This window comes from Pseudomonas sp. YY-1, from assembly GCF_002843095.1.
Taxonomy (GTDB): Bacteria; Pseudomonadota; Gammaproteobacteria; order Pseudomonadales; family Pseudomonadaceae; genus Aquipseudomonas; species Aquipseudomonas sediminis_A.
In genome coordinates this window covers 22,555-36,603 of the sequence record NZ_PJLX01000022.1, presented here as the reverse complement: position 1 = coordinate 36,603, position 14,049 = coordinate 22,555, and the positions used below count along the sequence as shown (strand labels likewise).

General features: G+C 63.9%; 8 protein-coding genes. 1 reads left to right on the top strand and 7 read right to left on the bottom strand.

All coding sequences use genetic code 11. The features are described 5' to 3' along the window. Positions 1-115: 115 nt before the first annotated feature. The 3 genes from CXP40_RS22730 to CXP40_RS22720 form a co-directional block, all read right to left on the bottom strand. Positions 116-1,297: an acetyl-CoA C-acetyltransferase gene (locus CXP40_RS22730; protein WP_106735576.1), complete on the bottom strand. Its 1,182-nt coding sequence runs from the start codon at positions 1,295-1,297 to the stop codon at positions 116-118. 137 nt (positions 1,298-1,434) lie between these two features. After that, positions 1,435-2,091: a CoA transferase subunit B gene (locus tag CXP40_RS22725; RefSeq protein ID WP_106735575.1), complete on the bottom strand. Its 657-nt coding sequence runs from the start codon at positions 2,089-2,091 to the stop codon at positions 1,435-1,437. A gap of 12 nt (positions 2,092-2,103) precedes the next feature. Then, a complete protein-coding gene (locus tag CXP40_RS22720) occupies positions 2,104-2,802 on the bottom strand; it encodes a CoA transferase subunit A (protein WP_074859308.1) in 699 nt (232 codons plus the stop codon). A 106-nt stretch (positions 2,803-2,908) separates the two neighbouring features. On the opposite strand from CXP40_RS22720, the gene CXP40_RS22715 reads away from it, so the two are divergent. Then, on the top strand, positions 2,909-3,790 hold the full coding sequence (locus CXP40_RS22715) for a LysR family transcriptional regulator (RefSeq protein ID WP_106735574.1): 882 nt from the start codon (positions 2,909-2,911) through the stop codon (positions 3,788-3,790). 2 nt (positions 3,791-3,792) lie between these two features. On the opposite strand, the gene CXP40_RS22710 is transcribed toward CXP40_RS22715, so the two are convergent. The 4 genes from CXP40_RS22710 to CXP40_RS22695 are packed head-to-tail and all read right to left on the bottom strand — an operon-like array spanning position 3,793 to position 13,571. Further along, positions 3,793-5,631 (bottom strand): peptide transporter, encoded by a 1,839-nt coding sequence (locus CXP40_RS22710; protein ID WP_106735573.1) that lies wholly within the window; start codon positions 5,629-5,631, stop codon positions 3,793-3,795. A gap of 58 nt (positions 5,632-5,689) precedes the next feature. Then, entirely contained in the window at positions 5,690-9,517 is a 3,828-nt protein-coding gene (locus CXP40_RS22705) for an S-layer family protein (protein WP_256579541.1), read from the bottom strand. A 10-nt stretch (positions 9,518-9,527) separates the two neighbouring features. Then, positions 9,528-12,560 carry a ShlB/FhaC/HecB family hemolysin secretion/activation protein gene (locus CXP40_RS22700; protein ID WP_106735571.1) on the bottom strand — a complete coding sequence of 1,011 codons (3,033 nt, stop codon included), beginning with the start codon at positions 12,558-12,560 and terminating at the stop codon, positions 9,528-9,530. 42 nt (positions 12,561-12,602) lie between these two features. Beyond that, positions 12,603-13,571: an alpha/beta fold hydrolase gene (locus CXP40_RS22695; protein ID WP_256579540.1), complete on the bottom strand. Its 969-nt coding sequence runs from the start codon at positions 13,569-13,571 to the stop codon at positions 12,603-12,605. Between the last annotated feature and the right edge of the window lie 478 nt (positions 13,572-14,049).

Below are 14,049 nucleotides of genomic sequence, written 5' to 3'. Positions count from 1 at the left end.
CTGGATACTACAAAGCCCGGCCGAGGCCGAGCTGGTGGTTATGTTGATCCGTAGGGCGGGTGTAGCCTGCCAATTTCTCTGGCAGCGGGGTGCACCCGACCTACGGTTTCGCGCTTTATTCGCGTTCGATGGCCAGCGCCACGCCTTGACCGCCACCGATGCACAGGGTCGCCAGGCCTTTCTTGGCATCGCGACGGATCATCTCGTGCAACAGGCTGACCAGCACACGACAGCCCGAGGCGCCGATGGGGTGGCCGAGGGCGATGGCGCCGCCGTTGACGTTGACCTTGTCAGCGTCCCAACCCAGCTCCTGGCCGACGGACAGCGCCTGAGCGGCGAAGGCTTCGTTGGCTTCGATCAGATCCAGGTCGGCCAGGCTCCAGCCGGCCTTGCCCAGGCAACGGCGGGTAGCCGATACCGGGGCGATGCCCATGATCGCCGGATCGACACCGGCATTGGCATAGCCAGCGATCTTCGCCAGTACCGGCAGACCCAGCGCCTGCGCTTTGGCCGCGCTCATCAGCAGCACGGCAGCGGCACCGTCGTTGAGGCTGGAGGCGTTGCCGGCGGTGACGCTGCCGTCCTTCTTGAATGCGGGTTTGAGCTTGGCCAGGGATTCGGCGGTGGTGCCGGCACGTGGCTGCTCGTCACGGGCGAAGGCGACTGGGTCGCCCTTGCGCTGAGGAATCAGCACTGGAGTGATTTCAGCGTCGAAGCGACCGGCCTCGATGGCCGCCACGGCCTTTTGTTGCGATGCAGCGGCGAAGGCGTCCTGGGCTTCACGGCTGACGCCGTACTTGTCCACCAGGTTCTCGGCGGTGATGCCCATGTGGTAGTCGTTGAAGGCATCCCACAGACCGTCGACGATCATGCTGTCGAGCATCTGTGCGTGACCCATGCGCAGACCGGTGCGGGCTTTGGGCAGCACGTAGGGCGCCAGGCTCATGTTCTCCATGCCGCCGGCGATGATCACGTCGGCGTCGCCGCAGCGAATGGCCTGGGTGGCCAGGTGCAGGGCCTTGAGGCCCGAGCCGCAGACCTTGTTCAGGGTCATGGCCGGCACGGCATGCGGCAGGCCGGCGCGGATGGCGGCCTGGCGTGCGGGGTTCTGGCCGCTGCCTGCAGTGAGCACCTGGCCGAGGATCACTTCATCGACCTGGGCGGCGTCGAGGCCGGTTTGTTCCAGCAGGCGCTTGATGACGATGGCGCCGAGCTCGGGCGCGGGGATGTCGGCCAGGCTGCCCTGGAAGCTGCCGATGGCGGTGCGGGTGGCGGCGACGATGACGACGTCTTGCATGGGAAATCCTCTGGGTATGGTAGGACGGAGAGCTTCGCGGATGAATCCGCTCCTACAGGGAGTGCAGCAGATAACACCAAATAAAAACACCCCGCAAAACGCCAGTCGTGGTGGCGTTCTGCAGGGCGGTAGACAACCTAGAACTGCATTTCCGGCACGTATTCGGGGACGATCAGTTTGCCGGCGGTCTTGGCGACGATTTCCTCGACGCTCACGCCCGGTGCGCGTTCGCGCAGGATGAAGGCGCCGTTTTCGATCTCCAGGTAGGCCAGGTCGGTCAGCACCTTGCGAATGCAGCCGCTGCCGGTCAGTGGCAGGCTGCAGTGCTCCAGCAGCTTGGATTCGCCGTCTTTCGAAGCGTGGGTCATGGTGACGATGATGTTGTCTGCACCGGCCACCAGATCCATGGCGCCGCCCATGCCCTTGACCAGCTTGCCGGGAATCATCCACGAGGCGATGTTGCCGCGCACATCCACCTCGAAGGCGCCGAGCACGGTCAGATCGACATGGCCGCCACGGATCATGGCGAAGGATTGCGCCGAGTCGAAGATCGCCGCGCCCTTGATTGCGGTGACGGTCTGCTTGCCGGCGTTGATCATGTCGGCGTCCACTTCGTCTTCAGTGGGGAAGGCGCCCATGCCGAGCAGGCCGTTCTCCGACTGCAGCATCACGGCCATGCCCTCGGGCACGTAGTTGGCCACCAGAGTCGGGATGCCGATGCCGAGGTTGACGTAGAAGCCGTCCTGCAGCTCGCGGGCGACGCGCTGGGCCATTTGTTCACGGGTCAGTGCCATGCTGGTCTCTCCTCAGGCGCGCAGGGTGCGTTTTTCGATGCGTTTCTCGAAGCTGCCGCAGATCAGCCGGTCGACGTAGATGCCGGGGGTGTGAATCTGCGTGGGGTCGAGTTCACCGGGCTCGACGATCTCTTCGACCTCGACCACGGTGATGCGCCCGGCGGTGGCGACCACCGGGTTGAAGTTCTGCGCGGTGTGGCGGTAGACCACGTTGCCGAAGTGGTCGGCCTTCCAGCCTTTGACGATGGCGAAGTCGCCGGTGATGGCCGGTTCGAGGATGTAGTGGCGGCCATTGATCTCGCGCGCCTCCTTGCCTTCGGCGACCGGGGTGCCGTAACCGGTGGCGGTGAAGAAAGCGGGGATGCCGGCACCGCCGGCACGCAGCTTCTCGGCCAGGGTGCCTTGCGGGGTCAGTTCGACTTCCAGCTCGCCGGACAGCAGTTGCTGCTCGAACAGGGCGTTCTCGCCGACGTAGGAGGCGATCATCTTGCGGATCTGCCGATCTTCCAGCAGCACACCGAGGCCAAAACCGTCGACGCCGCAGTTGTTGGAGACCACGGTCAGATCGCGCACGCCACGACGGCGGATCTCCGCGATCAGGTTCTCGGGGATGCCACACAGGCCGAAACCGCCGGCCAGCACGGTCATACCGTCCTGCAGGCCGTCCAAGGCTTCTGCATAGCTGCCGACGCGTTTGTCGAGTCCGCTCATTAGAGGCTGCCTCTTTTGTTGTTATCTGGGGTGAGACCAAGCTTCTGCGCTATGGGCTTATTTGTTAAGTTTGTTTTTCCTCTTGATTGATCAGGTAAATAAATCAATGACCGTCAAGCAGCTACGCGCCTTTCTCGCCGTGGCGCAGAGCCTGAGCTTCGCCCAGGCCTGCGAGCGCCTGCATCTTTCGCAGCCAGCACTGAGCCTGGCGATCAAGAACCTGGAGCAATCACTCGGCGGTCAATTGCTGGTGCGCACCACCCGCAGCGTGGCGCTGACGCCGGAAGGCGAGACGCTGCTGCCGATTGCCGTACGCCTGCTGGCCGACTGGGACAACGCCGAGGACCTGCTGCGTCAGCACTTCACGCTGCAGATGGGCAAGGTGGCGGTAGCGGCCATGCCGTCGTTCGCCGGCAACCGTCTGCCGGCGGCGCTGCGCGCCTTCCGCGATGCCTACCCACGAGTCAACGTGGCGGTGCACGACGTGATCAACGAACAGGTGATGGAGATGGTGCGCGACGGTCGCGTCGAGCTGGGCATCGCCTTCGAACCAACGACACTCGATGGTTTGCAGTTCACACCCCTGTACGAGGACCGTTTCGTCGCCGTGGTGCCGGTCTCCAGCGAGTTGGCCGAGCAGTCCGCGCTGACCTGGGCACAGTTGCTGGAACAACCCTTCATCACCCTGCAGCGGCCCTCGGCGGTGCGTTTGCTGCTGGAAGACAGCGTGACCGCCAGCCACGGCAAGCTACCGGTGGCGTTCGAGAGCCATCAGTTGGTCACGGTCGGGCGCATGGTCGCCGAGGGTCTCGGCGTCAGTGCCGTGCCGCAGCTGTGCCGGCAACAGATGGAAGAACTCGGCGCGCGCTGCCTGCCGCTGAGCGAGCCGCAGGTGTCGCGCCGTATCGGCTTGCTGCACCAGGCTAGGCATCAGCTGTCCAGCGCGGCGCAGGCGTTGAGTGAGACCCTGCTGCTACAGGAGCAGTAAGGTCAATCGCCCAACAGTTCCAATAGCCGCTCGCCGAACACCTCGGGCCGGCCTTCGAACAGGCGCTGCAACGGCTGTCCATCCGCCAGATAGCGGTAGAGCCGCTGGCGCTCGCTGAAGTCTCCGGCCAGGCGTGCGGCAGCGCTGACGTAGTCCTCGACGCTATCGGCGATCAGCCACTCGGGCAGGCCGGCGCGGCGCAGTAGTCCTTCGTCGATATGTTCGAACACTTCCGCACCGGTCTTGCACACCCCCGGCAGGCCGACGGTCAACGCATCGATGATGCCGTTGGTATTGCCGAACGGAAACGGGCTGAGGAACAGGTCGCAGCGGCTGAAGGCGCCCAGGTACTGCGGGTAGGGCTGGTGCGGGTAGATTCGCGCATTGGGCAGATAACGTCGGATCAGGCGCTGCAGCTGTGGGAAGAGCAGGCCCTGCGCCTGGCCGATGAGAAAGTGAAAACGCACCTGCTTGCCGTACTGACCTTGGGTGAGCTGGGCGATCTGCTGGCAGGCCTGCAGAAAACGTGGGTTGAGCTTCATGGTGGTGGCGGCGATGGCGATGGCCACCTCGTCACCGTCGCAACGCTCGGGCAGTGAGAGTTCCACGGGGATGGCCGAGGGGCGGTAGGGTTGGCCGTCGCTGGGTAGCAGGAGCAGCTTCTCGTCGAAACAGGCCGGATCACCGACGAAATCCTCTTCGACGCTGATGTAATCGATATGCCGCGAGCCGGTGGTCGCCGGGTGCCCCAGTGCAGCGACTTGCAACGGTGCCAGCCGCAGGTTGGCGACGAATAGGGTGAGCGGGAACATGCCCACGCTGGGCATGTACAACACCTGCGGTTGCAGCTTGGCGGCCAGTTCACGCACCTGGCGTACGCAGGCCAGCAGGTCGTTCGGTGCACTCAGCTCGGTGAACGCGTCGAACACTGCGCGTCCCAGATCGTCGACGTTGCTGGCATAGCCCACGGCATGCAGGTCGAAGTGCTGCCGAGCGGCTTCGAGCGTTCTGGAGTGGGTGCGGTAGATCGAATGGCCACCGGAGAACCACTCCAGTACCACCAGCATCTTGCGCTTGCCGGAGGCGGTGCGAGGTGCGGTCATCGGCAGCGAGTCGATGCCGTTATGCGCCAGCTTACGTTCGACCAAGCGGCAGATGGAGCGCTTGATGCGATGGCGCTGTGGCAGGTCGGCATAACTGCAGTGCATGTAGACGTCATGAATGATCGCCACCGGCAACTGATCCAGGCTGTCGAGGCTGTCCAGTCGTTCCGGCAGCCAGGCCAGCAGCGCCTCACGCTTGGAGTGCGCGGCGGGCGTGCCGAGAAAGCGCGGCGACAGCAGCGCCATGCACAGCGCCACGGTCAGGTTGCGGTTCTGTTGCCAGAGCAGCTCCACGTCCAATGGCAGCTGCGACTCGGACGAATAGAGCACGCAGAATTTCACCAGCTCCGTCGGCGCCACTTCGAAGCGGCCGTCTTCACCGCCATACAGGTTGAGCGCGCGCAGGATATGGTCGGCGTTGACGAAGGCACTGGCGGCGAACAGCGAGGACAGCCAGCGCTGGAAGTTGATCAGTTGATCGAAACCGGTGGGGCTGATCTGGAAGCCTGGGTCGGAAAACAGCGTGGTGATCGCGCTGGTGATGCGGGTCAGTACATGGGCTTCGAGATCCGCCGCGGAAACCGCCGGCGATACCGAGAGCACGAACTGGCCGGATAGCTTGCCGTAGTGGCGGTCGATGATCAGCAGCAGGCGAATCAGCTCGCGTGCGGCCGCCTCGTGCTGGCGCGAGTAGCAGAGCTGCTCGAAGTGTTCGAGGGAAAACTTCTCGTCGGTCATGGCCTGGCCTTGTTACGTATGGGCGGGCGCGACGTGTATGGCGTCGCGCCGCGCCTTTTCAGTTTTCGCTGGGTGCCGCTGCCTGCAACTGCGACAGATCCAGATCGATCAGATCGATACGCGGCGCCAGCGGCGTCTGCCGGTAGTCAGGATACAGAACCTGGCTCCAGGCGCTGCCGGCGATCTGCTGCTGCAAGTGACTGCGCGTTGCCTCGCCATCGTTGCCGAGGATGCTGGCGTTGATCAGCCCGCCGAGGCGATAGACCACCGCGCCACTGCCGCTGGCACCGATGCTGGTGTTGTCGCTGCCGTTGGCGATGTAGGTGCCGCCAGGTGCCTGCGCATCGATCAGCAGGATGCCGTTTTGAACGCCGAGGCGGTTGTTGCCGCTGACGAAGTTCAGCGCCGTGCCGCCGCGGCTGAAGGCTTCCAGGGTCAGGTTGCCGCCAGCGCGGGTCAGCAGGCTGTTGCTGCCGCTGCTGGTGCCGTTGAAGGTGATGCCACTGGCGCCGTTCTCACCACGACCGCTGACCTTGATATCGCCACTGGCCGAGCTCAGCGAGATGCTGTTCGAGCCGCTGCGTATGAACACCCCGCTGGCCTCGCTACCGCCGTCAGTGCGACCGTTGAGGCTGATGTCACCGCTGTTGCTGGCGATGGTCACCGAGCTGCCATTGCTGGACGGGTAGAAATGGATGCCGTTGCCCGTTCGCGAATAGCCGTCGAGGCTGATCGAGCCGCTGCCGGTGGCACGCAGTTCGGTTTGCCCGGTGAGTATGCTGAGGCCATTGGCATTGTTGGCCTGGCCAGTGATGCTGAGCTTGCCGTTCTCCACGCTGAGCAGGTTGTTGCCGTTGCTGTAGAAGTCCACGCCATCGCCCGAACCGGTCGAGCGGCCGATCAGGGTGACGTTGCCATTACCGGTGGTCTGGATGATGTTGGTCACGCTGAGCAGGGCGATGCCGTGATCCAGCTCGCTGCTGTCGGGGGAGTGAAAGTGGCCATCGAGCAGGATGTTGCCGCCCTGCGAGGCGATGCGGTTGGTCGAGGCCTGGCCGCTACCGCCGAGGGCGATGGCGTCGGAGGTGCCCACGCTGTCACCGCGCAGGGTGATGTCGCCGGTCTGGGTGGTGATGCTGACGCCCTGCGAGGCGCCGCTTGAGTTGAGGAAGATGCCGTAGCCACCGAAGCTGCTGGTGCTGTTGCCATTGATCTGGATATCGCCGGTGGTGGTCGACAGCTCGATGGCCGCGCCGCTGCCGGAGGGCGCGAGATCCACGCCCCGACCGGAGATGCTGTTGCCTTCCAGGGTCAGGTTGCCGCTCTGGGTGCCGACGCGAATCGCGGAGTTGCTGCCGCTGGCATCCAGATACAGCGCGCGGAACGAGCCGCTGCCGGTGTTAATCACGCTGTTGTCGGCGGCCAGGCGCACGTTGCCGGCAGTGCTGGCGATGTTGATGGCGCTACCACTGCCGGAGGTGATCAGGCCCAGCGAAGGCGTAGTGCCGCCGGAGCTGTTGCCTTCGACGGTGATGTCGCCATCGCTGAGCAGGTTGATCGAGGCGCCAGCGCCGGTGACGTTGAGCACCGTGCCGTAGCTGCCGCCACTGTCGCCAGCGAGCACGATCCTGCCCGAGTCGCTGGCGGTCAGGTTGATTGCGCCATCGCCTGCGGCTGCCAGGTACAGTGCGCGGCCGCTCTGGCTGTTGGCCTTGACCGTCAGGGTGCCGCTGCCGACACCGATGTTCTGCGTCGAACCACTGCCGGTGGAGCAGATCAGCACGCCGAAGCCGGAAGCCGCATTACCACTGAGGGTGACGTTGCCCGAGCCGCTGGCAGCGATGGTGTTGCTGGTGCTGAAGATGCGCGTGCCGTTGCCCGAACCCAGGTTGTCGGCGCTGATGTCGATGGAACCGGCACCTTCTGTCAGCAGGTTGCTGCCGCCATGCAGGATGAAGGCGTCACCCGTGCCGCTGCTGCTGGCCTGCACGGCGGTGATGTTGATATCGCCGCCGCCGGCATCGATGGTGCTGGCGGAGATGTTCATCGCGGTAGCGCTGGAGCCGGCAGCGAGGCTGGCCGAGGTGGCGCCGCGAATGGTGACGTCGCCGCCGTTGGTGTCGATCAGGCTGGAGCGGATGAACACCCCGGTGCCGCTGCTGACGTTGGTGCTGGCGAACGAGCCGCTCGGGTCGATCGCGCCGCTGATTGTCAAGTCGCCACCGTTGGTGCGGATGGTCGCGTTGTTCAGCGCCACCGAGCCGTTGCCGCTGTTGTTGAAGTTCGACAGCAGCGACACGTTCAACGTGGCGCCATCTGCATGGGTAATGCTGGTGCCGGTCATGTTGACGTTACGGTGGGCGATCAGCGTCAGGCTGGCATTGCCCTGCGCCTGAACGTTGTCCAGCACGTTGATGTCGCCGGAAGTGCCTGGGCCGGACGAGGTCTGCACGATGATGTTGGCACCCTCGCTCAGCGACGCATTGAGCGTGGCCGAGCTGAGGGTCGAGCTGCCGCCGGCGTTGGGGGTGAACGGGCTCTCGCTGGAGGTACCGGAGCTGGCGCCGCTGGTGATATTGATGTTGTACGGGTCGAGCAGCCAGGTGCCGCCCTTGCCGGAAGCGGCGCTGAGGTTGACGCGGCCGGTGGCATCCAGGGCATGGGCTGAGGTTTCCACGAACCCGCCATTACCTCCTTCGCCACCGCCGATAACGCTGATATTGCCGTGGAACTGAGTGCTGTCGGTGGCCCAGAGAATGACCTTGCCGCCATCGCCACTATTGAGCGCGTCGGCCTCGATGCGCGCGTCCTTGCCCATATGGGTGGCGCTGGCGTGCTGCAACGGGCCGGTACCCTGGTAGTCGCCGCCGAGCAGCACGGTACCGCCGCCGGCATCGCCGCTCGCGTCGATACGCGCATCGTCGAACAGGCCGACGTATTCGCCGGTCATGGTCACTTCGCCGCCGCGTTCGCCGGCATTGCGGCCGGAGACATCGAGCACGCCGCTGCTGGCCACCACGCCGCTGTCACCGCCGTCGAGGACGATACGGCCATTGCGTTGCTGCAGGCTGCTGGCCTCGATCACGCCTTCGTTGTTGACCACCTTGCTGAGCATGGCGTCGCTGGCGCGGGCGCTCATGATCACGGTACCGCCATTGGCTTGCAGCAGGCCCTGGTTGACCACGCTGGCATCGATGACGGCTTCGTCGACCTGCATGTTGATCAGGCCGTCGCCGTGGTAATCGAGGGTGATCTTCTCGCCACCGCCGAGTACCACCGAGCCCATCTTGGCGACCACGGTACCCTCGTTGCGTACCTGAGCGCCGAGCAGGGCGACGCTACCGCCGTCAGCCGCACGGATGGTGCCCTGGTTGATCACCGCACCGCCTGCGCCCTTGCCATCGAACTGCAGGCGCCCGGCCATGAAATCGTTATCGGCGATGTCCAGGGCGCTGGCTACCAGGCCGCCGACGTTGACCGCGGCGCTGCTGCCGAACAGCACACCAGTAGGGTTGATCAGATAGACCTGACCATTGGCATTGATCTGGCCCATGATCTGCGAGGCGTCGCTGGACAGCACGCGATTGAGTGCCACCGACGAGGCGCCCGGCTGGTGAAAATTCACCGTGGCATCACGGCCGACATTGAAGGTGTCCCAGGTGGCGATCAGCTTCTGGCTGTTCTGGTTCACATCCAGCACATTGCCGGACTGGCTGATGCTGCCGCTGCCTGCGGTGATCTGGCCGTTGCTGGGCAGGGCGTTGTTGTCCAGCGCCATGGCGTTCAGCGGCATCAGGCCGTGCATCACGCACAGCACGGCGTAGCTCAGCGGCTTGAGAGAAGGCTGTTGCGGACGACGGCCGCGACGGGCGTTTTTATTGTTCACGGTCATCTCCTCAGAATGAATAGTTGAAGCCGGTGCCGATGGCGTTGATGGTGGTGCCGACGCCTGGCGAGTAGCCGCTGGCCGCGTAGGCGCCGGCCACGGCGAAGTTGTAGTTCGACAGCGAAGCATTCTTCAGCAGCACGTAGTGGGCGAACACCTCGGTGTTGCGGGTGAAACGATAGCCAACGCCCAGCGCGTACTGGCGTGCGCCCATGCCGCTGGTGTCGCACTCGATTCCACTGGCGGAGATCATCGAGCACTCGCCAGGCAGTGCGCGGGCATAGCTGGCGCGCAGGCGCCAGGCGCCGATTCGGTGGCTGACGCCAAGCATGTAGGCGCGACGGCGGTACTCGGAGAGGTCGCTGAAGCTGACGCTGTTGTTGATCACGTCGTCTTCCGAGTAGTAGAGCTCGTCGGCCACCAGCGACAGCTGGGTGTTGCCGAAGCGGTAACCCAGGCCGAAACGGAAACTGTAGTCGTTCGATGAGGTGCCTTCGGTGACGTGGGTGTTGCTGCCCACGCCGCGGGCATTGCGGCCCAGGTTTGCGATACCGAAGTAGTTGACGTGACGTTCGGCGGCGGCGACCGCGGTGAAACCGCCGTTCTTGTAGGTCACGCTGCCGCCGTAGATGTAGCCCCGGTCGACGTCTTCTGCTGCTCGCATGCCGTTGTTGGAGTAAGCCAGCTTGACCTGCAGGCCATGCCACTCAGGCGACCACCAGGCAACCACGCCGGACTGGCGACGGTTGAACGCGGCATCGGAGTTGACGCTCTCATCGGCCTGGCTGAGCGGGCCGGACACGTTGCTGGCCAGGCTGCTGTTGAAACCGGGCGAGCCGATGATGTTGTAGTAGGCCGCGCTGGTCTTGCCGAAGAACGGGTCGAGGCTGGTGGTGCTCTCCTTCAGCGGCATGTCCCAGACGCCGTAGAGCAGAGTGCCGAAGCGATCATCATCGAGCGCTACGCCGGAGTTGCGCAGGCGTGTGTTGGGCGAGATCGACAGCGGTGCGGTCTCGTCGCCACTCAGGGTGTAGTTCACCGAAATGCCGTATTCCAGCTGCCACAGAAAACGCGTGTCGTCGTTGATCGGGATGCCAGCGTGGGCACCGATGTAGGAGACGTTGTCGCGAGCACGCCAGTAGCTGGACATGTTGCGGCCATTGGCCGTGGCCAGCTTGCTCTGGTCAGCCGGGGAGGCACGGGTGGAGTCACGACGGTCGATGTATTCCGGCACCAGGCCGAGCGATCCGTATAGCACCAGCTCGGTGGTCTTGCTACGGAAGTCCTCGCGGCTGCCGACGTCCTTGGCCAGGCCGGCGAAGGCCTGTGGTGTGCCGGTTACCGACAGCCAGAAGCGCTTGTTGTCGCGCTCGTCGCTGATCGGGTCGTCGCCTGGCGAGAAGGCCAGGCTGGCATTCATCACCAGGTCGCGGTGATAGACGTTCAGGCCCACACCGTAGCCGTAGCGGGTCAGGTGATTCTCGCTGTCGTCCCAGGGGTTCTTGTTCACCCGCACCCGGCCGCCATCGGCGAACAGGGTGGCTTCGGCAATGGCGCCATAATAGCGGCCGAGGTATTTGCGTAGCTCCAGGCGACCGAGCAGGCCTTCATCGCCTGCGGCTTCGCCGACCGGGTAGGCACGCACGCCGTTGGGGCCGCCGAGGCTGAATTTCTCCGAGGCATCGAGGTTCTTGTCTGCCCATTGGCCGCTGAGGGAGGCGAACAGCGAGTAGCCACCGCCTAATTCCTGCAAGCGGCTGAATGCCAGGTTGGCCTTGCGATAACGACCGGCGGCATTGGCGGTCAGTTGGTCGAGGGCTTCATCGAGCGGGGTGTCCTTGTTCAGCTTGCCGATGCCATAGGCCAGGCTCCAGCGGTTGCTGCCGGCCCAGTCGTCACGCCAGTCGCCATAAAGCGTGGCGCTGCGGAACACGGCGGATTTCTTCACCGCGAAGGCGCCGGCTTCGTCCTCGAAATGCCGGTGCTCTTCGGCCAGGTTGAGCGAGATGTTGGCATCGCGGCTGCGCAGCAGCGAGCTGTCGAGAAACACCGAAGAAACGATGGCGGTACCGCTGGCGTCAGCGGTCTTCAGGCTCTTGCCGATGGCGTATTCCATCTCCGCGTAGTTGGCGCCCAGGGTGACACCACTGGCGCCCAGCGGCTGGCGATAACCGAGGCCGCGAATCTCCAGGCCTTCGAAACTGTTCTGGCCGTTGAAGAACAGGCTTTCGCCGAAGCCGAAGGCGTCGTTGAGGCTGACGTTGCTGGTGACCCGGTTGGCGCCGGTGTAGTAGTTGCCGTGGTTGTCGAAGCTGACGCGGCCCGTCCAGGCAGTCATCTCGCTGAGCTTGAGGACGATGTCGGATGCGCCCGGCTCGCGCGACGGTTGCAGCACGGCGCGCACCGAAACCCCGGCGATATCGGACAGGCGCAGCAGCACGCGCTCCAGATCGGCCTCGCGGATCACGCTGCCGCTGGGAATGGCGTCGACAAAGCTCTGTTGCATGCCTGGACGCAGGCGCACGTTGGGCTCGGGTTCGGCGCGCACCGTGCCGACGCGACCTTCCTGCACGCCGATGGTAACCACGCCATCGCTGATTTCCTGGGCGGGCAGATAGGCGCGGGCGACCAGATAGCCGCGGCTGCGATACAGCTCTGTGACGCGCGCAGCGGCCTCACGCAGGCCGGCGAGATTCAGCTCTCGACCGGCATAGGGGGCAAGCTCCTGCAGCAGGCGCGACTCACTGATCTCACGGTTACCGGTGAGCTTGAAAGCATTTACGCGAAAGGCGGCAGAGGCCTGCTCGGCCGGATTTGCAGCCTGGCTGCGGTCATCCTGAGCTTCGATGCGCACATTGCCACGCGGCGCATCCTGGGTGCGTTCGGCCGGACGGAGAATGTCGCGGTTGTTGTCGAACAGCGTGCCGGCGGAGGGCAGAGGTTCGGCTTGAGCCTGGGCAGCGAGGATCGCCGCGGCCAGCAGGGTCAGATTGCGCGGGTGCAGCACCCGGCGTACCTGGGCGGAGGTGAAGGTCGAAGTCATGGCAAGCTCGTTGTTGTTTTTGTGAGTCGGGCAGACGGGGTATCAGCGTTTCGGGAACAGCGTGTTGGCGACAATCTCCGTCGCCAGCAAACGGGCCGCGTTGTGGCCGATACCGGCGACCGTGATCTGTGGGTGATGGATGGGCACCCCCCACTTGCTGGAAAGGAACGCCTCGTAGCGCAGGTAGTTGAGCTGGCGCTCGACCCGATGTGCGCCCTGCATGTTGGCGCCGCAGGTGCGATCCAGTACGCGGTGCCACGGGTCGTTGTCGCGCTCACCGACCATGAAGGTCACGTCGCGAGCGGCGTAACGGCGAAACAGCTGCTCGGCCCCGAGGTTCTGCCGGGTCAGATAGAAGGGGGCGCGATCCAGGCCATAGCGATAGCGGCTGAAGCTCGGGCACATGACTGTGCGCACTGGCTTGAACGAACCATCCTGCAGGCGGCTGTCTTCGATGTAGACATAGGAAGACGGAGCGGAAATGGCGTAGCGAACCTGGATCCCGGTAGTGGCGAGGCGCTCATCGCTGTCGCCGAGAATGCTGTAGCGCTGCATCAGCTGGCCACCGGCGGAGTGACCGATCAACACGACTTCCTTCATTGCCGGGAAACGCTGGCGGTCGGCCAGGTACAGCAGCAGATCATCCAACACGGCGAAGGCGTCGATACCGCGGCGACCTTTGCTCGATGCGGTGCCGTGCATCCATTTGTCACGTGCCCACAGCGGCATGTCACTACCGGCGCGGCTGTCCTCGGCGGTGAGGAAATTCAATGACAGCAGCAGGGTGTCGCTGGCGTCGAATCCGGCTTTCTTGAGCAGGCTCTGACCGTATTGGTAGTAGTCGTCGGCGTTACGACGCACACCGTGGATCACCACCACGGCACGTGAGGCCGGGCTGGCACCATTCAGGTCTGCATTGGCGAAGGCGAGGAAGTTGTAGGGCTCGTTCTGGCCCAGGCGCAGTAATTGCTGGTTGGCGCTGGCAAGACCGCAGTACAAGGCGCTGGTCAACAGAGCGATAGCCAGGACGGCCTGTCTGCGGAGGTTCGGGCCTCGCTTGAGTAGAGAACCCAGGGGCCAGAGAACGTCGTACGGCATATTCCACCTCGGCAGAGAGCGCGGCACACCTGCACAGGGCATTGGCATGTCGCTAAGTCGTACCCGCTGGTTGGCAGCGCAGGTCGACCTGATTGATTGGAGTTATGGCGACGATGCTAACAGCGGTTTTTGGCTAGATAAAATATCTTGAAAATAGCCAATTGATACTTTTTATATATTGAGCTGTGAGAGGCTCTGAACTCGTTGGGGTGGCACAGGCAGGGTGTGCCATATGCACCGATCGTTGTGGGCAATCTCGGTTCTTGGAGTTATCTCGGTGCGCGCGGCGCATCCTGCGGGCAGCGGCGCTTGATGAGATTTTTTTGGTACTTTTAAGGTATTGATTGGATATTTTTAATATATTTCATATCTTTCATGTATGCCGCTAGCA